Source organism: Pseudomonas sp. P7758 (assembly GCF_013386485.1).
In the GTDB taxonomy this organism is placed as follows: domain Bacteria; phylum Pseudomonadota; class Gammaproteobacteria; order Pseudomonadales; family Pseudomonadaceae; genus Aquipseudomonas.
The window spans coordinates 14,371-35,520 of record NZ_JACARS010000132.1 but is presented as its reverse complement, the minus strand read 5'-3'; the positions used below and the strand labels follow the sequence as shown (position 1 = coordinate 35,520).

Genomic DNA, 21,150 nt, shown 5'->3' with positions numbered 1-21,150 from the left:
CGCTATCGCAGGCAAGCCAGCTCCCACAGGAACCGTGTACAGGCAGGGAATGGGTTGTGAGCCTTAGTTACTTGGCCTTGCCATCAATCCAGTAAGCACCCTGCAGCGGCATGCCGAGGAACTGTTGGTTCATCGCTTCCATGGTCGCCTTGGGATCCAGCTTGGCGAACAATTCCGGATGCACCCACTTGGCCAGCGCTTCAATCGCCAGCAGGTTGTACGGCGAGTTGTAGAAGTCATGCCACAGACCGTGGGAATTGCCCTCACGAATCGCCCGAAGGTTCACAAACTCAGGGCGGGCCAGCACGGTATCAAACGAGGCACGCGCGTCTTCGTTGCTCACGCCAGCACCCAGAATCAACCCGGGCTTGTGATTGCCGGTGGCCACATACACATCCGGGTCAGCTTTCAGCGCGTACTCGACACTGATATCTCCCAGCGCCCCCGGCACCACGTCGGCGGCGATGTTGCGCCCGCCCACCAGCTTGATCACTTCACCCATGCCGCTCTTGCCAGTGGTGTGCCCCGGTGCCTGCCAGGCGCCGGCCAGCAATTCCAGGAACACGCTCGGGCGCGGCCCGGCCGGCAAGGTGGCGACGGCGTCGGTGATCACCTTGATGTGCTGGTCATAAAAGTCGAGGAACGCCTTGGCCTGGGTTTCCCGGCCCAGGGCCTGGCCCAGGGCGGTCATGCTGGCGTGGGTGCCTTGCACCGGGTTGATGCGGAAGTCGACGAACAACACTGCAATGCCCGCCTTGGCCAACACGTCCGCCACCGGGCTGTGTTCAGTCGGGCCATGGCCGGAAATGCTGAACACCGCCAGGTCCGGTTTCAGCGAAAGAATTTCCTCGGCGCTGACGCTTTGCTCCGACGCCTGGCCAATCAGCGGAATGTCTTTTACCGTCGGAAATTTCGCCACGTAGGCGTTATAGGTGTGGGCGTCCAACAGTTTCAAATCATTCTGCCAGCCGACAACCCGTTGGAATGGCGCGTCCTTGTCCAGCAAGGCAAAGGCCGAAATCAGCCGGCCTTCGCCGAGCACCACGCGCTGCACGTGGTCTGGCACCTCGACCTTGCGGCCCAGCACGTCGGTGACTTCATGGGCGGCGGCGGTTTCGGCGTGGCCGAGGATCAGCACGGCAAACAGTGCGCCCAGCTTGAGGAAGTTGCGGGGTTTCAGCATGGCGAGAACTCCAGGTGAAGGCGGCGCATCAGACATCGCTCCAGCGCCGCAAAAGGTTGTGATAGGCGCCGCTCAGTTGCAGCAACGCGTGGTCGTCGGCGTGTTGCGCGGTGAGGCGTTGAATCGCCACGTCCATGTCCAGCAGCAGTTGGCGCTGGCTGTCTTCGCGCACCAGGCTTTCGATCCAGAAGAAACTGGCGATGCGCTCGCCGCGGGTGACCGGGTTGATCTTGTGCAAACTGCTGCCGGGATAAATCAGCAGGTGCCCGGCGGTCAGCTTCACCGAGTGCTCGCCGAACGTGTCGCGGATCACCAGTTCGCCGCCGTCGTAGCTGGCCGGATCAGCCAGGAACAAGGTGGCGGAGATGTCGGTGCGCACCCGTTCGCGCACACCCTTGAGGCCGCGAATCGCATTGTCGATATGCCAGTCGAAGGCTTCGCCGCCGCTGTAGCGGTTGAACAGCGGCGGGTAGATTTTCTTCGGCAGGGCGGCGGACATGAACAGCGCGTTATCCGACAGCCGCGACAGAATCTGCTCACCCAGGCGAATCGCTACCGGCGCGTCTTCCGACAGCTGCCGGTTGTTTTTCGCCCTGGCCGAGCGTTGCCCGGCGGTGACCTTGCCGTCGACCCACGGTTGATCGAGCAGGGTGGCGACGGCCACCTCGACTTCTTCGGCACTCAACAGGCCGGGGATTTCGATCAGCACGGCTTAAAACTCATAGTCGACACTGGCGGTGAGCGTGCGCCCGGCGCCCGGAATGCCGTAGAGCTGGAAGCCGTCCAGGGACGCGCCGATCTGGCTGTAGTAGAACTTGTTAAACACGTTGTTCAGGTTGAGGTTGACCGTGGTTTGCCTGGTCACTTTGTATTGCGCAGCCACGTTGTTGAGCCAGTAGCCGGGGGCCTTTTCGTGGTCACGGGTGTAGATCGCGTACACGCCGGACGGGCCGGTGGCGTAGCTGCTGTTGTTGTTCAGGCCGCCGACGTATTTGTTGTCGCTGTAGCGGCGGCGTCCTACGTATTGCGCGCCGTAACTCAGGCTCAGGTCGTCGGTGACGGCGTAGGTGGTCCACAGGTTGGCGGTCAGGTCGGGAACGTTCTTGGCTTCCTCGCCTTTGTTGGCCCCTTTGGTCTGGGTGCTTTTCAGCGCGGAGAACCCGCTGTACACCGTCCAGCGCGGGCTGATATTGCCTTGCAGGCCCAGTTCCACACCGTCTACGCGCTTGGCGGGGAGGGCGCGTACCGGAGCGCTTTCGCCGTCCTGGTATTCCCAGGAGTTGTCCAGTTCGGTGCGGAAGATCGCGGCGGTGACGTTCAGCAGGTCGTGGGCAATGTCCCACTTGGTGCCGATCTCGTAGGTCTTCGACTTGGCCGGGGTGTAGTTGCTGGTGCTCGCGGCGCCGTAGATCTGGTTGTTGGTCGACGCGCCCAGGGCTGACGGTTGTGCCGCTTCGCTGTAGGACACGTAGATGCTGCCGTTAGGCAACGGCTTGTACACCGCGCCGACCCGGCCGCTCACGGCACCGTCGGTGCTGTTGATTGAAGCTTGGCCACGTTGGGTGGTCTCGGCCTGCCAGTTGTCGTAGCGCAGGGAGCCGAGCACTTGCCACTGTTCATTCAGGGTGATGGTGTCACCCAGGTAGATGCCGGCGTTGTCGATCACTGAGCGTGGCTGGCCTTCACCCTTGGTCACTTCGGTGCTGGCGAAGCTGTGGTTCGGGTCGTTCATGTCGAAGAACAGGTCTCCGGCCGGCACTTCGGCGTTGCGTTTCAGGCCGCCGTAGGTCTCGTGATAGAACTCGAGCCCGCTGACCACTGCGTGTTCCAGCCCGCCGGTATTGAGCTTGAAGGCGAAGTCGGTCTGGTTGTCGAGGATGGTGTAGCGCGTCGACTGGCCGAAGTCGCTCCCTCGCAAAATACCGTAGGCGGTGTTACCGCTGTTGGCGTATCCCGGGTAGGCATTTACCGTGCTGCCGGGCACTTGGCTGATCGGTCCTACGCCGGTGTAGCCCAAGGTCGCACAGCGCGTGCCGGTGCAGGTTTTTTGGCCATTGCCGTTGGCGGCGAAGAAGCGCGCGGGCGAGAGCACCGCGAAGTTGTCGGTGCGTTCCCACTTGGTCTGGTTCTTCAGGGTCGCTTCGTTCCAGTCGAAATCATGCTCGAAGCGGGTGGTCAGCGAAGTGGTTTTGGTCTGCTGGGTGTACAGGTGCGAGTCGCCATACCAGTTGGAGCGCTTGACTCCCGGCATGCGGTCGCCGTCGGTGCCGCGCTGGATCGGCACACCGCCGTCCGGCGTGTTGTCGTCCTTCTGGTAGAAGGTGTCGATAAACAGGCGGGTGTCGGTGCCCAGGCCGAAGCCGAGGGAGGTCGCGATGCCCCAGCGGTCGTAGTCCACGTCGTCACGCTCGGCCACCTGGTTGTAGTGCTTCATCAGGTTGATGCGCAGGGCGGTGGTGTCATTCAGTTGTTGGTTGAAATCGCCGGTGAGGCGGCGGTAGCTGTCGGTGCCGATGCCGGCCGAGAGTTTGTTGGCATCCCCCAGGTGCGCCTCTTTACTCACCAGGTTGACGCTGCCGCCTACCGCGGAAACGCCGGATTCGATCGAGCCGGTGCCCTTGAACACTTCTGCCTGTTGCAGGTTGAAGGTGTCGGTGCGGGTCGATTGGCCGGCATCGCGCACACCGTCGACGGTCAGGCTCTGCTCCGAGGAAAACCCGCGAATCGAAAACAGGTCGCCCCAGCCCAGGTTGCCTTCGCCGGACATGAAGGTGATGCCCGGCACGTTGCGCAACACTTCCTGCAAGGTCTGCGCGTTTTGCTCCTTGAGCACTTGCTGCGGGACGATGGTTACGCTTTGCGGGGCATCAAGCAGCGGCTGGCTGATTTTTGCCGAGGTCACCCGGTCGACTTTAAAGGCGGAAGTGGCTTCACCGTCGATCTTGATTTCCGGCAGGCTCAGCACTGAATCATTCGACGCCGCCACCGGCGCATCGGCCCAGGCGGTGGGAGAAACGCTGCCGGCGGCAAGCAGGCCGAACATCGGCGCAAGGGTAGATTGCAGCGACAGGGCGCGCGGGGTAGGCAATGGCATTCGGAGTGACCTAGGCTAAATTACAATTAATCTCATTTAGATTCGGTAGTCTAAAGACCGATACCGGCCGCCATGCCGTGGCTTTGTAATGTGGATGCGTGATTACCGCTTCCCACAACATTCCATTACATTTGCGCGTACTCCTGGCTGAAGTTTCGGCTATCTCCTGCCTTTTGAGTTTCGGACGAATTGCCCCATGGCCAAGCAAGACCACCTGCTGATCGTTGATGACGACCCGCAAATCCGCCAATTGCTGTGCGACTACCTGAGTGACGCCGGCTTCCAGGTGTCCACCGCCGGCGACGGCAAGGAAATGCGCCGCCGCCTGGCGCTGAATGTCATCGACCTGATCGTCCTCGACCTGATGTTGCCCGGCGAAGACGGCCTGAGTTTGTGCCGCGAATTGCGCGTCAGCTCCAACACGCCGGTGATCATGCTCACCGCCAAGGGCACGCTGATCGACCGGATCGTCGGCCTGGAAATCGGCGCCGACGATTACCTGCCCAAGCCGTTCGACCCGCGGGAGTTGCTGGTGCGGATCAAGGTGGTGCTGCGCCGGGTGCAGAGTTTTCCGGACCGGGCGCGGCTCGATGAAGCACCGAGCATCAGCTTTGCCGGCTGGCAGCTGGACACCCGGGCCCGCCAATTGCTTTCGCCGGAAGGCGTGGTGGTCAGCCTCGGCAACTCCGATTACCGGGTGTTGCGCCTGTTATTGCAGCATCCCAACCGGCCGCTGAGCCGCGACTTTTTGCTCAACCACGTGTTCGACAAAGACAGCACGCCGTTCGACCGCTCGATTGATGTGTGCGTCAGCCGACTGCGCTCGCAGTTGCCGGCCGGGTTGATCAAGACTGTGCGCAACGAGGGTTACATGCTCACCGCCGACGACGTGGCGCTGCAATCGTGAAACTGCTGCCGCGTTCGCTGTTCGGCCGGCTGGTGCTGATCCTGGTCAGCGGCATGCTCGCGGCCCAGGCCCTGACCAGCAGCATCTGGTACGACATGCGCCACGGCCAGGTGCTGGAAATCCCCAGCCGGCTGATCGCCACGCGGCTGGCGGACGTGGTGCGGCTGGTACACAGCGATCCGGCGCAGGCGGATGTGCTGATCAAGCTGCTCGATACGCCGCGCTTTCGCCTGACCCTGAGTGACCAGGCCAGTGATGTGACAAGCAGCATCAGCGACAGCGACCAGGCCACCGAGCGCTTGCTGAATAAAGTGCTCTCGGAGAAAACCGGCTACACCCAGAACCTGCATCTGTTGAGCCTCAAGCTGCTGGATGCCGAGGGCCAGCATGCCGGGCTGTCGACTCTGCTCAGCTCCAGGCCTGTGGTGGGGCAATTCCTGATTGACCTGCGTTTGCCGGACGGGCGCTGGCTGCAGGCGCAGGCCACTGAGGAACAAGGCTGGACCAGTACTTCGCCGATGGACTTGCTGTTCGATTACGTGATGCGCATTTATCTGCTGCGGGTATTGGTGCTGGTGATCATTGCCCTGGTGGCGGTGCGCCTGGCCATTCGCCCGCTCAACGCCCTGGCCAAGGCTGCCGAAGCCTTGGGCCGGGACATCCAGCGGCCACCGCTGGCCCTCGATGGGCCCACCGAAGTGCGCCGTGCCGCCCAGGCGTTCAACGCCATGCAGCAGCGGCTGATCGCCAATATCGCCGAGCGCACGCGCTTCCTGGCGGCGATTTCCCACGACCTGCGCTCGCCCATTACGCGCCTGCGGTTACGTACGGAAATGCTCGACGACAACCGCACCAAAGAACGTTTTCGCAGCGACCTGGAAGAAATGGAGCACATGGTTTCCAGCACCCTGGACTTCGTCAGCAGCGGCGAAATCAACGAGAAGCGCCAGAACATCGACATCAACGCCTTGCTGCAAAGCTTGCAGGCGGACCTGCAGGACGTGGGCGAGACGGTGACGATAGAAGGGCGGGCCAAACAGCCATTGCCGGGGTATGCCCGCAGTCTCAAGCGTTGTGTGCAGAACCTGCTGGAGAACGCGGTGCGTTATGGCTCCGAGGTGGTGGTGCGGGTAGAGGACAAGGCGGACAGCTTGAAGATCGTCATCAGCGACCGTGGGCCGGGGATTCCCCAGGAACAACTGGAACAGGTGATGGAGCCGTTTTACCGGGTGGAAGGCTCACGCAATGTGGAAACCGGTGGTTACGGGCTGGGGCTGAGTATCGCGCATACGATCGCCAGTGCCCATGACGGGCGGTTGAGCTTGAGCAATCGGGAGGGTGGGGGATTGGAAGTGGTGTTGGAGTTTCAGCGCAAATCCTGGCCTTGAAATACAGGCTAAATGTGGGAGCGGGCTTGCTCGCGAAAGCGGTGTATCAGTAACAGAGAGGTTGACTGACACTGCGCTTTCGCGAGCAAGCCCGCTCCCACATTTGGATGTGCAGTGTTTCGAGAATCGGGTTTCTTAACTCAAGCCCCGTGGCACTTCTTGAATTTCTTCTCGCTGCCGCACGGGCAAGGATCGTTACGACCCACGTCCTTCAACGTATTGCGCACCGGCTCCTGGTGAGCGTGGCCGCAGTTCGGGCCGTGGACATGGCCGTGGTCGTGATCATGATGATCGTGATCGTGGTTGCAGTCGGGACCATGGACATGGGGTTGCTGAGTCATCGATGTCGCTCCGGAATAAAATCGCCGGGGATTATCTCGCCATTGCGCAACACCTGCACGTCGTTCCCGATAAATAAACCGGTTTTCAACTCGCCTTCAAGACGATAGGGCACGGGATTGCGCGGATTTTTCAGCATGTCGACCACATCGCGGATCTGCGGCCACAGGTTGGTGCGCACCGATACCCGGAAAAAAGCGTGGCTGTGGGGTGGCACGGTCAGCCATTCGTTGGACTCGCCTTCGGTCAGCACCATCGTGCCGAGGCTGACCTTGTAAACCAGGCCGCGTACGGTCAGGTCGTTGTCGTCACGGTTATCCACGCGGAAATACAGCTTGAACTTCTGCTCCAGCAACTTGACCCGCACGGGGTCGACCTTGACCAGTCGCACCTCGGGGGCGGGCGTATCGTCGGCGAACCACGACGCGCAGCCGGAGAGCCCCAGCATCAATGCCAGCAGAAGGCTGTAAGTCCTGAATACCCGCGCCTGAGAAACCATGCCGTTACTCCGTGTGAAGAGTCAGCATAGCAAGCGAGAGCCTGTCGGGTATCAATGAATGTCAGAGGTAGCCGGAACAGCACTTCTTGAATTTCTGCCCGCTGCCACACACGCAGGCGTCATTACGCCCGGCCTTCACGTCCACCGTCGGGTCGATAAAGTACCAGTGCTCATTGTTCTGTACGAAAGATGAGCGCTCGCGGTGGCTGTGTTCGCCGGTGCTGTCATGCCAGCGAGCGGTAAAGGTCACGAAGGCGTGTTCCGGCTGGCCGCCGAACACCTCGGAGCTTTCCACTGAAAGGCCCAGCCAGGTGCTTTGGGCGCTCCAGGCGCCGATGGCGGTGGTGTCCAGCCCGGCTTGCTGCGCAGGCAGGGTGGTTGCCACCAGGTAGTCCACCAGGCCCAGCACATAGGCGCTGTAGCGCGAACGCATCAACGCTTCGGCGCAGGGGGCCGGGTGGCCGGCGTGATAATGACCGCAGCAGGCATCCAGCAGGTTGCCGCTGCCGCAGGGGCAAATGGATGTACTCATCGGGTTACCACCAATACTTTCCAAAATTTTGCGGGTTGGCCCAGAAGCGGGCGTTCAGCCAATCCGGCACCTGTTTATAGTCAAGCAGATCATAGGTAAACAGCGTCAAAACCTGACCGTCGCGCTGGAAGCGTTCGCTGGCTTGCAGGGCCAGGGAGAAGAAGTCGGTGTCTTTCCAGTGGCAGGCCTCCAGGTCCACCAGCACCGCAATGCGACTGGCATTGAGGTTGCGGATGCCCCCCAGCAGGGTCAGGCCCGCAGGTTTTGACAGGTGTTCCAGGCAACCGACCGCCAGTGCCAGGTCAAAACGCTGGGCCGCGAGGTCGGTGGGCAAGGGGCCGGGCTCGGCGAAGGACACCACGGTATCCGGGTGTGCTTCCTTAAAGGCATCCAGCGCCGGGAACTGGCTGGCGCCCAATAACAGCAGGCGTTTGGGCGCGTGAAGATCAAGCAGCGCAGCGAGCGCTTGCTGGGGTGTACGGGAAGAAATACCGGCAGTCATCGAAGATCCTCACATCAGGACCGTAGAGACTAGCCTGCCTGAGCGTGCGGGCCTAGAGCGGGCGGCGAGAATAAACCGCTCGGCCCAATGAATACTGGGGTGTGACACGCTGGCGCAGATGAAAAGAGCCGTCTTTACTCCACTCGTCGGCCCCCGCCGATCCCCTCAGGAGAAAGTCAGATGAGCATCATGCGGACAGCTCTACCCTTGGTTCTGCTAACCGGAGTATTGACAGGTTGCGCAGGCTTGCAAAAAACCGACTGGCCCACCTGTGCCGCCGTCGGCGGTGTGACCGGTGCTGCCATTGGTGCGACCCAAAGCTCGTCCTATGCAGGCTACGGCGCACTGCTGATTGGCGGCATGGCTGGCGCCTATTGCTGGGTGCATGGCGACGGTGACGAGGACGGCGATGGCGTACCGGACAGCCGCGACAAGTGCCCTGGCACGCCAAAAGGCGTGCAGGTCGACGCCAATGGCTGCCCTCCGGTGCCGGTAGCGGTGGTTCAAGAGGAAGTGGTGGTGGTCAAGGAAGAAACCATCGTGATTCGTGACGTGCACTTCGAGTTCGACTCCGCGAAGCTCACGGCTGCCGACAAAACCAAGCTCGACGTGATTGCCACCCGCCTGAAAAAAGAGGCCCCGAGTGCGCAGCTGCGCGTCAGCGGGCATACCGACAGTGTCGGTAAAGATGCCTACAACCAGAAACTCTCTGAACGACGCGCTCATTCGGTGACCGACTACCTGGTCAGTTCCGGCATCCCGCGCAGCAGTTTTGTCTCCGTGACCGGCGCCGGCGAAAGCCACCCCGTAGCCGATAACAAAACCGCTGATGGCCGCGCGCTGAACCGCCGCGTGGAAATTCAGATCAACCGCTGACCCCGCCTCAAGGCCCCTGCGGAATCCCCAGGGGCCCCTTCATCAATTTTTTAATCCTTCACTGGCACAACGCCTGTAGAAGTCGTTACTGTGCGCCCAAAGAATAATGTGCAAGGGGAGCGTGCGGGATGAAGGTGTTTTGGGGGCTGGGTAAATTATTGACGTTGCTGTTCTGGGGCGTGGTGGTGGTCAACCTGATCACACCGCTGATCAACCCGTTCCACCTGTTGGTCAACCTGGCCGGCAGCCTGTTGTTGCTGACCCATGTTCTGGAACTGCTGTTGTTCAACGGCAGTGTGAAAACCCGTGCCCATCCCTGGCGTGACCGCTTGCAGATCCTGCTGGTGGGTATGTTCCATGTGCAGAGCTTTTCGACGCCGACACCGACTAATGATGTAAACAAGGAGGCCAATCATGCGTAAGGTTTTTCTGTTGGCCCTGCTGGTCAGCCCCATTGCCCTGGCCCAGAGCGTCAGCGTCGAGACCAACTCCTTGATGCGCCTGCCCAACAGCAGTGGTGTGTTGCAACTGGAGCGACTGGACGTGGCGGATTACGGCACCTTGCTGATTCCCGCCAATATCACCCAGGTGACCGTGGATGAACTGCACCTGGGCCGCGACGCGCGAATCGCCATCGTGCCTGGTAGCACCACGTTGCAACTGCAGGTGCGTCAGGCGCAGCTGGAGCAGGGCAGCCAGATCACCTCACGCGGCGCTCCCGGTACCCATGAGCGCCCGGCCAAGGCGGGGCGTGACCTGGTGTTGCGGATTAACTCGCTGACGGCCGATGAGCTGTCGGTGGATGCCCGCGGTGGCGCGGGTGCCCAGGGTTATGCCGGGCTGGATGGTGCCAACGGCGAAGACCCTGGCTGCACCTGGGGTTCGGCCGGGCGCGGTGCCAATGGCGACAACGGCGGCGACGGGCTGCCGGGCGCGGCGGGCGCGCAGGTCCGTGTGGAATTGCCGCAGGACTTCCCGGGCGAGAAAATCAAGGTCTGGGTGGACGGCGGAGCCGGTGGTTTGGCGGGCACGGCGGGCAAGCCGGGTAAAGGCGGGCAGTCCAAGGGGTGCCTGGTGTACCGCGCGGATGGCGGCGAAAAGGGCCGGGCCGGGTTGGAAGGGCAGCCGGGGCCAGCGGGGCCTGCGGGTGCTGTGACCATTCAGAGGCTCTGAGGCGACTGGCCTGACGCTTTCGCGAGCAAGCCCGCTCCCACATTTGAAACGCATTCCAAATGTGGGAGCGGGCTTGCTCGCGAAAGCGGTCTACTAGGCGCTTTAGAACATCGGCCGTGCCGAAGCAATCGCCACCAGCACCAACCCCACTATCAAGTTGATCCCCACCAATTTACGAATCTGCCCCAAGGCCGCAGCCCCGGCCGGCCAATCCTCCGCCGCCACCGCCACGCGCAGCTCCGGCAACTTCAGCGCCTGAATCCGGATAAACAGCGCCGTCATCACCACATACAACCCCATCATGACCTGTACATAACGCGGCGCGGTCTCAAACCCGCTGAAGCGCAGTTGCAGCAGGCCGACACCGCTGATCGGCAACACCAGCACCGCCACCCAGACCCACACGAAAAAACGTTGAAACACATTTACCCAGAGTTTCAGCCGGGCCGGCCCGTCCAGCGCGGCCATGGCGGCGGGGCGCAGGATCATCCAGGCGAAAAACATACCGCCGACCCAGATCAGGGCGGCCAGTACATGCAGGGTGTAAGCGAAGCTAAAGACGGTCATTGGGGTACTCCGTTCTGCGCGGGATTAATTAGCGGGGTATGATAGCGGCCGATCCGAACCACTGAAAATTTATCCAGCGTTTTTTGCGCCCGACTATCCATGATCAGCACTGAACTCAAAACCACGATCCAGGGCGCCTACTCGCGTTTTCTCGAAGCCAAGAGCTTGAAGCCGCGGTACGGCCAGCGCCTGATGATCGCCGAAGTCGCCAAGGTCCTCGGGGATATCGACACCGACGACGAAGGTCGGCGCAGTGGCGACCCCGCCGTGGTGGCCGTCGAGGCCGGCACCGGTACCGGTAAAACCGTGGCCTACAGCCTGGCGGCGATCCCCACCGCCAAGGCCGCCGGCAAGCGCCTGGTGATTGCCACCGCCACCGTCGCCCTGCAAGAGCAGATTGTCTACAAAGACCTGCCCGACCTGATGCGCAACAGCGGCCTGAATTTCACCTTCGCCCTGGCCAAGGGCCGTGGGCGCTATATGTGCCTGTCCAAGCTCGACGTGCTGTTGCAGGAAGGCCACGCGCAAACCGCCACTGCCTCGCTGTTCGAAGAAGAAGGCTTCAAGATCGAAGTCGATGAGGTCAGTCAGAAGCTGTTTACCAGCATGATCGAGAAACTGGCGGGCAATAAATGGGACGGCGACCGCGACAGCTGGCCCAATGCCCTGGAAGACGCCGACTGGGCACGGCTGACCACCGATCACAGCCAGTGCACCAACCGTCATTGCCCCAACTTCGGCCAGTGCGCCTTCTACAAGGCCCGGGAGGGCATGGGCAAGGTCGACGTTATTGTCACCAACCATGACATGGTCCTCGCCGACCTGGCCCTGGGGGGCGGCGCCGTGTTGCCCGACCCGCGCGACACACTCTACGTGTTCGACGAAGGCCATCACCTGCCCGACAAGGCCATCGGCCACTTTGCTCACTACACGCGGCTGCGCTCCACCGCCGACTGGCTGGAAACCACGGCCAAGAACCTCACCAAGTTGCTCGCCCAGCACCCGCTGCCGGGCGACCTGGGCAAGTTGATCGAGCAGGTGCCGGAGCTGGCGCGGGAGATCAAGACCCAGCAGCAATTCATGTTCAGCGCCTGCGAGCAGGTGGCAGACTTCAAGCCCGGCGAAGACGTGGAAGGCCGCGAACGGCCGCGCCATCGTTTCGTTGGCGGGCTGATCCCCGAGCACATGCGCGAAATGGGCGTCGAGCTGAAAAAGGGCTTTTCGCGCCTGACCGACTTGTTCACCCGTCTCACCGATTTGCTCAAGGAAGGCATGGATGGCGAGGTCAATATCGGCATCGCCAGCAATCAGGCTGAAGAATGGTACCCGCTGTTTGGCAGCCTGCTGTCCCGGTCCCAGGGCAACTGGGAGTTGTGGACCGCCTTTACCGTCGAAGACCCGGAAGACAACCCGCCCATGGCCCGTTGGCTGACCCTGTCGGAAAGCGGTGCGCTGTTCGATATCGAGGTCAACGCCAGCCCGATCCTGGCGGCGGAAATGCTCCGACGCAATCTGTGGAACGTGGCCTACGGTGCCTTGGTCACCTCGGCTACGCTGACGGCCCTAGGCACCTTCGACCGCTTCCGCATGCGCGCCGGGCTGCCGAAGAAGGCCGTCACCGCCGTGGTGCCCAGCCCGTTCCATCACGCCGACGCCGGTGTGCTGCGGGTACCGGACCTCAAGGCCGACCCACGGGATGCGCCGGCCCATACGGCGGCGATCATTCGTGACCTGCCATCATTGGTGGAGGGCTCACGGGGCACGCTGGTGTTGTTCTCGTCCCGCAAACAGATGCAGGACGTGTTCGACGGCCTGGACCGTGACTGGCGCAAGCAGGTGTTTATCCAGGGCAACCTGTCGAAACAGGAAACCCTGAACAAGCACAAGGCGCGGGTGGATGGCGGCGATTCCAGCGTGCTGTTCGGCCTCGCGAGTTTCGCCGAGGGTGTGGATTTGCCCGGTGCCTACTGCGAACACGTGGTGATCGCCAAGATCCCGTTCTCGGTGCCGGATGATCCGGTGGAAGCCGCGTTGGCCGAATGGATCGAAGCCCGGGGCGGCAATCCGTTCATGGAGATCTCGGTGCCGGACGCTTCCTTGAAACTGGTCCAGGCCTGCGGCCGCCTGCTGCGTACCGAAGAAGATCGCGGCACCATCACCTTGCTTGACCGGCGTCTGGTTACCCAGCGCTATGGGAAAGCTATCCTGAATGCTTTACCGCCGTTTCGGCGGGAAATTTCTTAAGGCCCAGTGGGCGAATTCGCCCACTTTGTGGTCTATCTCACCATCGCTTCACGTCATCAGGCCAGTCACCGGCCGTTTGGGAGAACCTTGTTCACATGATTCGCACGCTGCCCGCTGTTTTTGCCCTGTTGTTTGCCGCGCCATTGCTGGCTGCGCCTGCCGGGCAACAAACCTTGTTCAACTTTGTACGGCCCGCCGATGTGGTCAAGGTGGCGACCCAGGACGCCAGCCTGCCGCAATACAACGCCGAACAAACCGCTGAAGGCGAAGTGCTGCGCCGTATCACCTTCAACCCGGCGGCCGAACCGAGCCTGGTGCTCAGCCCGCAGACCGGCGCCTGGGACTGGTCGCAATCCGGTGCCATGAGCCTGCGGATTCAAAGTGCGATGGACTGGGCGCTGACCCTGTACGTCAAGGTGCAGAGCAATGACGGCCGGACACTGTTCAGCCGTATCGACCTGCCAGCCGGTCCCGCGCAAACGCTGTTGATTCCGCTGCAAGCCAACTCGCCCCTGAGCCAGGGGATGAAGGCCGGCCCGCCGATGCCGATCACCGTCGATGGCCAGCGCGTGCTGCTGGCCAGCAGCGAAGGGGAGATCGACCGCAGCCAGATCGTGTCGGTGACCCTGTCGATGATCAAGCCGAACGTTGCCCAAAGCATCTTGCTCGAACGCTTTGGCGTGCAGGACATCGCGCCGGTACTCAAGGCTACCTACAGCGATCTGGTGGACGCCTATGGGCAGTCCACCCGCGCCCGGTGGCCGGAGAAAGTCAGCAGCGACGAGCAGTTGAGGGCCGCAGCGGTCAAGGAACAGCAACAGCTCAAGGGCTGGCTGGCCGAGCGCGACAAGGCCTCCCTGGACAAATTCGGCGGCTGGAACAAGGGCCCGGCCTTTGACGCCAGCGGCTTCTTCCGCACCGAGAAGCGCGACGGGCGCTGGTACCTGGTGACACCGGAAGGCCATCCGTTCTACTCCCTGGGCGTCAACACCGTCGCCCCGGACAACAGCCAGACCTACGTGGCGGGCCGCGAATGGATGTTTGCCGCGCTGCCCAAGGCCGGCGAGCCTTTCGACAAATACTACGGCAGCGGTGACAGCCGCAGCGGCAATGGTGCCGATCAGGGGCGCAGCTTTAATGTCGGCCGCTGGTACGACTTCTATGGCGCCAACCTGCAGCGTACCTATGGCCAGCCGTGCGTGCCGCCGGCACCTTGTGCTCCGGAAGGTTTCGACCAGAAACGTTGGGTCAGCCACACCCTCGACCGCCTGCGGGCCTGGGGTTTCAATACTGTCGGCAACTGGAGTGCGCCGCAGCTGGCGACCGCCGACCGCGTGCCTTACACCTTGCCACTGTCGATCGTCGGTGATTACGCGAGCATCAGCACCGGCACCGATTGGTGGGGCGGCATGCCCGACCCGTTCGACCCGCGCTTCGCCATGGCCACCGAGCGTGCGGTGGCAATTGCCGCCCGTGACCATCGCGACGACCCGTGGCTGATCGGCTTCTTTGCCGACAACGAACTGGCCTGGGCCGGTCCCGGTGATGATGCGAAATCCCGCTACGCCCTGGCCTACGGCACCCTGCGCATGACCACCGACGTGCCGGCCAAGCGCGCGTTTCTCAAGCAATTGCGCGACAAGTACCGCAACCAGGAGGGGCTTTCCAGGGCCTGGGGCATCGAGCTGCCCGCCTGGGAACTGATGGAAGACCCGGGCTTTGTGCCGCCAATGCCAAGCCCGGAGCACCCGGAAATCGAAGCGGACTTCAAGTACTTCCAGAAGACCTTTGCCGACGCCTACTTCAAGACCATCTCCGATGCATTGAAATGGCATGCGCCCAACCAGCTGTTGCTGGGTGGCCGATACGCGGTCAGCACGCCGGAAGCGGTGGCGTCCTGCGCGCAATATTGCGATGTGCTGAGCTTCAACATGTACACCCTCAAGCCTCAGGACGGCTACGACTTCGCGGCCCTGCGGACGTTGGACAAGCCGGTGCTGATCACCGAATTCAACTTCGGCTCGGCGGACCGCGGCCCGTTCTGGGGCGGCGTGACGCAGCTGGCCCGGGAAGAGGATCGTGGGGTTGCCTACGCCAACTTCCTGAAGCAGGCCATGGCCGAGCCGTCGATCGTCGGCGTGCATTGGTTCCAGTACCTGGACCAGCCGGTTACCGGCCGTTTGCTTGACGGCGAAAACGGCCATTTCGGTCTGGTCGGCATCACCGATGTGCCGTTCCAGGGGTTTGTCGACAGTGTGCGCAAAAGTAACCTGGCTGCCGTCGATCAGCTGGGCAAGGAGGCCGAAAAGGCCAAGGCTGCCGCAGCGGTCCACGCCGGTGAGGGCGGCAAGCCCGGGCGTGAAGGCAATGCAGCAGCGCCGGGTGCAGAGCATTCCGGCGGGCATTCCGGCAAAGGTCATTGATGGGGGCTGATCGACGAGAGCGGGTTCACAAATCGCTCAATGGCTGGAACAATGTCGGCCACTTTCTGTAGTACTTTTCCAAGGGGGCTTAGGTGCAGATTCAGGGTCATTACGAGCTTCAATTCGAAGCGGTGCGTGAAGCCTTCGCCGGGCTGTTCGACGACCCTCAGGAACGTGGTGCCGCGCTGTGCATCCAGATTGGCGGCGAAACCGTCGTCGACTTGTGGGCCGGTACCGCCGACAAGGACGGTGCCGAGGCCTGGCACAGCGACACCATTGCCAATCTGTTCTCCTGCACCAAGACCTTTACGGCCGTCACGGCGCTGCAACTGGTGGCCGAAGGCAAGTTGCGGCTGGATGCGCCGGTCGCCAAGTACTGGCCGGAGTTTGCTGCCGCGGGCAAGGAAGCCATCACCCTGCGTCATCTGCTCTGTCACCAGGCCGGGTTGCCGGCCCTGCGTGAAACGCTGCCCGCCGAAGCCCTGTACGACTGGCAGATGATGGTCGACGCCCTCGCCGCCGAAGCGCCATGGTGGAAGCTCGGGGAAGGGCACGGTTATGCGGCGATTACCTATGGTTGGCTGGTGGGCGAGTTGCTGCGCCGCGCCGACGGTCGTGGGCCGGGCGAGTCCATCGTGGCCCGGGTTGCACGGCCACTGGGCCTGGATTTTCATGTGGGGTTGGCGGATGAAGAGTTTTATCGAGTTGCCCATATAGCCCGAGGCAAGGGCAATGTTGGCGATGAGGCGGCACAACGTTTACTTCAAGTAACGATGCGCGAGCCGACGGCGATGACTACCCGTGCATTTACCAATCCACCGTCTATTCTGACCAGCACTAATAAACCCGAATGGCGGCGTATGCAGCAGCCAGCGGCAAATGGTCACGGTAATGCGCGAAGTCTGGCGGGTTTTTATAGTGGGCTGCTCGACGGTAGTTTGCTGGAAGCCGATATGCTCGAAGAGTTGACCCGCGAACACAGTATCGGCCCGGATAAAACCTTATTGACACAAACCCGGTTCGGGCTGGGTTGCATGTTGGATCAACCGCACGTGCCAAACGCCACCTTCGGCCTTGGCCCACGGGCCTTTGGGCATCCCGGGGCCGGTGGTTCGGTGGGGTTTGCCGATCCGGAACATGATGTAGCCTTTGGTTTCGTGACCAATACATTGGGCCCTTATGTACTTATGGACCCGCGGGCGCAAAAGTTGGTAAGAATATTGGCCGGTTGTCTGTAAATAGCTTGCTGTCTTGCGTTTTTTTGTTACAAAGGCACATACAAAAAGACGCTAGGCAAAATGTTGTAACTTTAATGTTCCAAAAGCGTCTGTTTAACGGGTCATTCAGGCCCCTGGTTTTTTCTCATTTTGTGGATATCTCATGTTATCGAACAAGTCCTTGGCACTGGCGCTATGCCTCACTATTACTGGCTGTGCACAAACCCCACAAAATGATGCCGAGGGCGGGCATTGGTGGTCATTTGGCTCCGATAAGGCTGCTACCAAGGACGCAGTGAGCCAGGCCGACACCAAACCGGATGCCAAGCCGGCGGTCGCGGCCAAGGCGCCAGCGCCGGTAGCACCGGCTGCTGCACCTGCACCGGTTGCGAAGGCGGATACCGGCTCCAGCTGGTGGCCGTTCTCGTCGAAAGCCGACGACGCCAAGGCAGACCTGAAGGCCGACCTCAAGGCGGCAACGCCTGCCTCCGGCGCCCCGGCTGATGCACCGGCCGCTGCACCTGCCGTTGCCAAGACGGATACCGATACCAAATGGTGGTGGCCGTTCGAAAGCAAGCCAAAGCCATTGGCCAAGGTCGACGTCGCCAACATCCCGATGCCTGATCCAAAAATCACCCAGGCCTGGCTGGACGACTACGAGCCACGCCTGCGTCTCGCGATCAAGGACAGCAACCTGCAACTGGAACGCCGCGACAACGTATTGGTGGTGATTGCTCCGGTTGACGGCTCCTACAACCCGAAACGCCCGGCGATGTTGCTGCCGGTGACCCTGGGTCCGTTCACCCGTGTTGCCAAGGCCGTTGAAGGCGATCCGAAAACTGCCGTACTGGTCCTGGGCCATGTAGATACCTCGGGTGCCGAGCCGGTGAGCCAGGCCCTGACCAAGGAACGTGCACAGTCCATCGCTTCGATCTTCAGCCTCAGCGGCCTGAAGCAGGACCGCCTGATGCTGCGTGGCATGGGCGACCTGATGCCGCGTGCCGCCAACGACAGCAACCAGGGCCGCGCCCTGAACCGTCGCATGGAAATCATGTTCACCCAGCGCACCACCATGCTGGCCCTGTTGAGCAAGTACAACTCGGCCAACCCGCCGAAGGCTGAAATGGTCGCTGTGCAGGACGTTCCTGCTCCAGCCGCTGCTCCGGTCAAAAAAGCTGCCGCTCCGGCGAAAAAAACCGTTGCCAAGAAAGCTGCCGCCAAGCCGGCTGCCAAAAAGGCCCCGGCCAAGCCTGCTGCTAAAAAGCCAGCACCTGCCAAGGCCGCCGCTCCAGCTGCTACCAACGACCAGGCGAAGAACTGATTATTTGAGCAAGAAGGATAAAGCCGCATGACCCAGGCACTGGCCGATATGCGCCGTGACTACACACGGGACGGTTTGAGCGAGGCCCAGGCCCCGGATGAACCGTTTGCCTTGTTCCACCAGTGGTTCGCCGACGCGGTGAAAACCGAACAGCCACCGGTGGAGGCCAATGCCATGACCCTGGCTACGGTGGACCAGGACGGTCGCCCGCACTGCCGGATCCTGCTGCTCAAAGGCCTGGATACACAGGGCTTTACCTTCTTCACCAATTATCAGAGCGCCAAGGGCGAACAACTCGCGGCGCGACCGTTTGCCGCCATGACCTTCTTCTGGCCGACCCTGGAGCGCCAGGTGCGCATCGAAGGTCGGGTGGTCAAGGTCTCGCCCGAGGAGTCGGATGCTTACTTCCAGGTCCGTCCCCTGGGTAGCCGCCTGGGTGCCTGGGCTTCACCGCAAAGCCGGGTAATCAGGGACCGCGAAGAGTTGCAGGCGCTGCTCAAGGCCACCGAACAACGCTTCAGCGATACCCAGCCTGATTGCCCCGAACACTGGGGTGGTTACCGCCTGCTGCCGGAGCGCATCGAGTTCTGGCAAGGCCGCGCGAGTCGTTTGCACGACCGCTTGAACTTCCGCTTGCAGGGGGCCGACTGGACCCGTGAGCGCCTGGCGCCCTGAGCCCACCTTTCGTCACCTCGCCTGAATGTAGCGCTGCACGCCGAAGTCTCTAGTCAGAGGCCTTGGATGGGTAGCGCTGCGCTGCGTTATGCGGCCGTTAGCTACAATGATGACAGCGTCCATCAAGATCCTGACGGAGGTGGGATTGCTACCGTTCGTCGAGTTTTTCGGTACAGGTTCTCTGTACTAAGGCTGAATGAAAACAATTTTCTGCCCGGCATGCCGTGACAGGCGGCAAGCCACAGCGGTTTAATGGATACCTGTCCTTTGGAGTTGATGCTATGCGTAAGTCCGTTTTACTAGTTGCCTGCTTTACCACCCTGTCGCTGCTGCTGGGTGGCTGCGCCTCGAGTCTGACCGGCGACTCGTACTCCCGTGACGAAGCTCGTCGTGTACAGACTGTTCGCATGGGCACCATCGAATCCCTGCGTCCGGTGAAAATCGAAGGCACCAAGACCCCAATCGGCGGCGCTGCGGGCGCAGTCATCGGCGGCGTTGGCGGCAGCGCCATCGGCGGCGGCCGTGGCAGCATCGTGACCGCCGTTATCGGCGCAGTCGCCGGCGGCCTGCTGGGCTCGGCCACCGAGGAAGGCCTGACCCGCACCCAGGGTGTTGAAATCACCGTCCGCGAAGATGATGGCAGCATGCGCGCCTACGTCCAGGCGGTTCAAGAGAACGAAATCTTCCGCATCGGCGACCGCGTTCGCATCATGACGGTGGACGGAACCAGCCGCGTTACTCGCTAAGGGTAAGGTTGCAGGAAAAGAAAAACCCCAACCGGGTGGCCGGTTGGGGTTTTTTGTTGGGGGAGCGATTGTTCTTAACGGTCAGGCTTGTACGAGCGCCTGCTTGCGACTGGCCATCGCCGTCACCGCATACCCGATCAGCGCCGCCAGTATCGACCCGGTCAGGATGCCCATCCGGTCCATACCCGCGTATTCACTGCTGCCCGGCACAAACGCCAGGGAGCCGACAAACAGGCTCATGGTGAAGCCGATGCCGCACAGGACCGCCACGCCGAGCACCTGGCCCCAGTTGGCGCCGGCGGGCAGTGCGGCAAGGCCGGTTTTTACCATGACCCAGGTGAAACCCAGTACGCCAACGGTCTTGCCCAGCAGCAGGCCGGCGGCGATGCCCATTGGCACGTGGTGGGTGAAGCTTTCCAGGTTGACGCCCACCAGCGAGACGCCGGCATTGGCAAAGGCAAACAGCGGCAGGATCGCGTAGGCCACCCAGGGATGCAGGGCGTGTTCCAGGGTCAGCAGCGGCGATGGTTCGGCGTTTTTGGTGCGCAGCGGGATGCAGAAGGCCAATGTCACGCCCGCCAGGGTGGCGTGCACGCCACTCTTGAGCACGCAGACCCACAGGATCAGCCCGACAATCATGTAGGGCCCCAGCTTGACCACACCCAGCCGGTTCATGGCTATCAAGGCGATCAGGCATGCCGCTGCGCCGGCCAATGACGCCCCGGACAGGTCGGTGGAGTAGAAGATGGCGATCACGATGATTGCGCCAAGGTCGTCGATGATGGCCAGGGTCATCAGGAACAGCTTCAGCGAAACCGGCACGCGCTTGCCCAGCAGGGCCAATACGCCCAGGGCGAAGGCAATGTCGGTGGCCATGGGGATTGCCCAGCCACCCAGGGCGGCCGGGTTGTCCTTGTTCAGCGCCCAATAGATCAGCGCCGGCACGACCATGCCGCCGATGGCTGCCGCTCCCGGCAGTACTACTTGCGAAGGCTTGGACAGTTGGCCGTCGAGCAACTCGCGTTTGACCTCAAGGCCGATCAGCAGGAAGAACAGGGCCATCAGGCCGTCGTTGATCCACAGCAGCGCCGGCTTGGCGATTTTCAGGGCGCCGATTTGTGCGACCACCGGCACGTCGAGAAAACTCGCGTAGAGGTGCGACAGCGGTGAGTTGTTGATGATCAGCGCCAAAGCGGCAGCAGCGATCAGGAGCAGACCGCTGGCGGCTTCCAGCTGGAAGAAACGGGTGAAAGTGCTACGCAGAGGCAAGGGATGCTCTCCAATCAAAGTTCAATAGGTGGGTACCCTAACCCGTACCGTTAGTTGTTAAAACAAAAGTTATATTCTTATTTGTTATAAGGAATCGGTCTGATCACTTGCGCGCCAGACCCCGAAAATTGTGTGTCCAATTGAGTCATGACTGTATCTGTGTGGAGTGTAGGAAACATCCTAAGATCAGGTCTG

Annotated in this window: 20 protein-coding genes; 11 read left to right on the top strand and 9 right to left on the bottom strand. The window is 61.7% G+C overall.

All coding sequences use genetic code 11. From position 1 onward, the window contains the following. Positions 1–67: 67 nt before the first annotated feature. From HX873_RS25450 to HX873_RS25440, 3 genes are read right to left on the bottom strand one after another with little or no spacing between them, the layout of a single operon-like run. Positions 68–1,183 carry an ABC transporter substrate-binding protein gene (locus HX873_RS25450; RefSeq protein ID WP_177123378.1) on the bottom strand — a complete coding sequence of 372 codons (1,116 nt, stop codon included), beginning with the start codon at positions 1,181–1,183 and terminating at the stop codon, positions 68–70. 28 nt (positions 1,184–1,211) lie between these two features. Then, entirely contained in the window at positions 1,212–1,892 is a 681-nt protein-coding gene (locus HX873_RS25445) for a Fe2+-dependent dioxygenase (RefSeq protein ID WP_087694267.1), read from the bottom strand. A 3-nt stretch (positions 1,893–1,895) separates the two neighbouring features. Continuing rightward, on the bottom strand, positions 1,896–4,277 hold the full coding sequence (locus HX873_RS25440) for a TonB-dependent siderophore receptor (protein WP_177123377.1): 2,382 nt from the start codon (positions 4,275–4,277) through the stop codon (positions 1,896–1,898). A gap of 196 nt (positions 4,278–4,473) precedes the next feature. Here HX873_RS25440 and HX873_RS25435 point away from each other — a divergent pair, with 196 nt between their 5' ends. Together HX873_RS25435 and HX873_RS25430 are read left to right on the top strand one after the other, a co-directional pair. Further along, positions 4,474–5,184, top strand: a complete 711-nt coding sequence (locus tag HX873_RS25435; RefSeq protein WP_003213692.1) for a response regulator — start codon at positions 4,474–4,476, stop codon at positions 5,182–5,184. Further along, on the top strand, positions 5,181–6,572 hold the full coding sequence (locus tag HX873_RS25430) for an ATP-binding protein (RefSeq protein ID WP_177123376.1): 1,392 nt from the start codon (positions 5,181–5,183) through the stop codon (positions 6,570–6,572). The genes HX873_RS25435 and HX873_RS25430 overlap by 4 nt, the downstream gene beginning before the upstream one ends. A 140-nt stretch (positions 6,573–6,712) precedes the next feature. Here HX873_RS25430 and HX873_RS25425 read toward each other — a convergent pair whose 3' ends face one another. The 4 genes from HX873_RS25425 to HX873_RS25410 all read right to left on the bottom strand — a co-directional run bounded on the left by HX873_RS25425 (position 6,713) and on the right by HX873_RS25410 (position 8,444). Beyond that, complete coding sequence (locus HX873_RS25425) at positions 6,713–6,913, bottom strand: SEC-C metal-binding domain-containing protein (protein WP_003213695.1); 201 nt, start codon at positions 6,911–6,913, stop codon at positions 6,713–6,715. Continuing rightward, positions 6,910–7,410, bottom strand: coding sequence for an LEA type 2 family protein (locus HX873_RS25420; protein ID WP_177023314.1), 501 nt, complete (start codon positions 7,408–7,410; stop codon positions 6,910–6,912). Before HX873_RS25420 ends, HX873_RS25425 begins: the two co-directional genes overlap by 4 nt. A gap of 61 nt (positions 7,411–7,471) precedes the next feature. Further along, entirely contained in the window at positions 7,472–7,942 is a 471-nt protein-coding gene (locus HX873_RS25415; protein ID WP_177009888.1) for a YchJ family protein, read from the bottom strand. Between the two features lie 4 nt (positions 7,943–7,946). Further along, a complete protein-coding gene (locus HX873_RS25410; protein ID WP_177050501.1) occupies positions 7,947–8,444 on the bottom strand; it encodes a DUF6231 family protein in 498 nt (165 codons plus the stop codon). A gap of 180 nt (positions 8,445–8,624) precedes the next feature. Here HX873_RS25410 and HX873_RS25405 point away from each other — a divergent pair, with 180 nt between their 5' ends. From HX873_RS25405 to HX873_RS25395, 3 genes are all read left to right on the top strand, one after another. Next, a complete protein-coding gene (locus tag HX873_RS25405; RefSeq protein WP_008432103.1) occupies positions 8,625–9,320 on the top strand; it encodes an OmpA family protein in 696 nt (231 codons plus the stop codon). A 128-nt stretch (positions 9,321–9,448) separates the two neighbouring features. Next, positions 9,449–9,742, top strand: coding sequence for a DUF1145 domain-containing protein (locus tag HX873_RS25400; RefSeq protein ID WP_177123375.1), 294 nt, complete (start codon positions 9,449–9,451; stop codon positions 9,740–9,742). Next, a complete protein-coding gene (locus HX873_RS25395; protein WP_003213707.1) occupies positions 9,735–10,493 on the top strand; it encodes a hypothetical protein in 759 nt (252 codons plus the stop codon). Before HX873_RS25400 ends, HX873_RS25395 begins: the two co-directional genes overlap by 8 nt. A gap of 102 nt (positions 10,494–10,595) precedes the next feature. Here HX873_RS25395 and HX873_RS25390 read toward each other — a convergent pair whose 3' ends face one another. Next, positions 10,596–11,060, bottom strand: a complete 465-nt coding sequence (locus HX873_RS25390) for a CopD family protein (RefSeq protein ID WP_003213709.1) — start codon at positions 11,058–11,060, stop codon at positions 10,596–10,598. Between the two features lie 99 nt (positions 11,061–11,159). Here HX873_RS25390 and dinG point away from each other — a divergent pair, with 99 nt between their 5' ends. From dinG to HX873_RS25360, 6 genes are all read left to right on the top strand, one after another. Beyond that, on the top strand, positions 11,160–13,304 hold the full coding sequence (gene dinG / locus HX873_RS25385) for an ATP-dependent DNA helicase DinG (protein ID WP_008432096.1): 2,145 nt from the start codon (positions 11,160–11,162) through the stop codon (positions 13,302–13,304). A gap of 95 nt (positions 13,305–13,399) precedes the next feature. Further along, positions 13,400–15,727: a beta-galactosidase gene (locus tag HX873_RS25380; protein WP_008432094.1), complete on the top strand. Its 2,328-nt coding sequence runs from the start codon at positions 13,400–13,402 to the stop codon at positions 15,725–15,727. Between the two features lie 92 nt (positions 15,728–15,819). Then, positions 15,820–16,965: a serine hydrolase domain-containing protein gene (locus HX873_RS25375; RefSeq protein ID WP_177123374.1), complete on the top strand. Its 1,146-nt coding sequence runs from the start codon at positions 15,820–15,822 to the stop codon at positions 16,963–16,965. Positions 16,966–17,107: 142 nt separating this feature from the next. Continuing rightward, positions 17,108–18,265: an OmpA family protein gene (locus HX873_RS25370; RefSeq protein WP_087694263.1), complete on the top strand. Its 1,158-nt coding sequence runs from the start codon at positions 17,108–17,110 to the stop codon at positions 18,263–18,265. A gap of 27 nt (positions 18,266–18,292) precedes the next feature. Beyond that, on the top strand, positions 18,293–18,940 hold the full coding sequence (pdxH, locus tag HX873_RS25365) for a pyridoxamine 5'-phosphate oxidase (RefSeq protein ID WP_003211693.1): 648 nt from the start codon (positions 18,293–18,295) through the stop codon (positions 18,938–18,940). Between the two features lie 281 nt (positions 18,941–19,221). After that, positions 19,222–19,686: a glycine zipper 2TM domain-containing protein gene (locus HX873_RS25360; RefSeq protein WP_003189251.1), complete on the top strand. Its 465-nt coding sequence runs from the start codon at positions 19,222–19,224 to the stop codon at positions 19,684–19,686. A gap of 81 nt (positions 19,687–19,767) precedes the next feature. On the opposite strand, the gene nhaA is transcribed toward HX873_RS25360, so the two are convergent. Next, complete coding sequence (gene nhaA, locus HX873_RS25355; RefSeq protein ID WP_003211688.1) at positions 19,768–20,955, bottom strand: Na+/H+ antiporter NhaA; 1,188 nt, start codon at positions 20,953–20,955, stop codon at positions 19,768–19,770. Positions 20,956–21,150 lie beyond the last annotated feature (195 nt).

Coding starts and splice junctions, on each gene's coding strand:
- HX873_RS25440 (WP_177123377.1), bottom strand. CDS start 4,277: ATGCCATTGCCTACCCCGCGCGCCCTGTCGCTGCAATCTACCCTTGCG.
- HX873_RS25405 (WP_008432103.1), top strand. CDS start 8,625: ATGAGCATCATGCGGACAGCTCTACCCTTGGTTCTGCTAACCGGAGTA.
- HX873_RS25435 (WP_003213692.1), top strand. CDS start 4,474: ATGGCCAAGCAAGACCACCTGCTGATCGTTGATGACGACCCGCAAATC.
- HX873_RS25360 (WP_003189251.1), top strand. CDS start 19,222: ATGCGTAAGTCCGTTTTACTAGTTGCCTGCTTTACCACCCTGTCGCTG.
- HX873_RS25420 (WP_177023314.1), bottom strand. CDS start 7,410: ATGGTTTCTCAGGCGCGGGTATTCAGGACTTACAGCCTTCTGCTGGCA.
- HX873_RS25380 (WP_008432094.1), top strand. CDS start 13,400: ATGATTCGCACGCTGCCCGCTGTTTTTGCCCTGTTGTTTGCCGCGCCA.
- dinG (WP_008432096.1), top strand. CDS start 11,160: ATGATCAGCACTGAACTCAAAACCACGATCCAGGGCGCCTACTCGCGT.
- HX873_RS25390 (WP_003213709.1), bottom strand. CDS start 11,060: ATGACCGTCTTTAGCTTCGCTTACACCCTGCATGTACTGGCCGCCCTG.
- HX873_RS25395 (WP_003213707.1), top strand. CDS start 9,735: ATGCGTAAGGTTTTTCTGTTGGCCCTGCTGGTCAGCCCCATTGCCCTG.
- HX873_RS25400 (WP_177123375.1), top strand. CDS start 9,449: ATGAAGGTGTTTTGGGGGCTGGGTAAATTATTGACGTTGCTGTTCTGG.
- HX873_RS25370 (WP_087694263.1), top strand. CDS start 17,108: ATGTTATCGAACAAGTCCTTGGCACTGGCGCTATGCCTCACTATTACT.
- pdxH (WP_003211693.1), top strand. CDS start 18,293: ATGACCCAGGCACTGGCCGATATGCGCCGTGACTACACACGGGACGGT.
- HX873_RS25425 (WP_003213695.1), bottom strand. CDS start 6,913: ATGACTCAGCAACCCCATGTCCATGGTCCCGACTGCAACCACGATCAC.
- HX873_RS25410 (WP_177050501.1), bottom strand. CDS start 8,444: ATGACTGCCGGTATTTCTTCCCGTACACCCCAGCAAGCGCTCGCTGCG.
- HX873_RS25450 (WP_177123378.1), bottom strand. CDS start 1,183: ATGCTGAAACCCCGCAACTTCCTCAAGCTGGGCGCACTGTTTGCCGTG.
- HX873_RS25415 (WP_177009888.1), bottom strand. CDS start 7,942: ATGAGTACATCCATTTGCCCCTGCGGCAGCGGCAACCTGCTGGATGCC.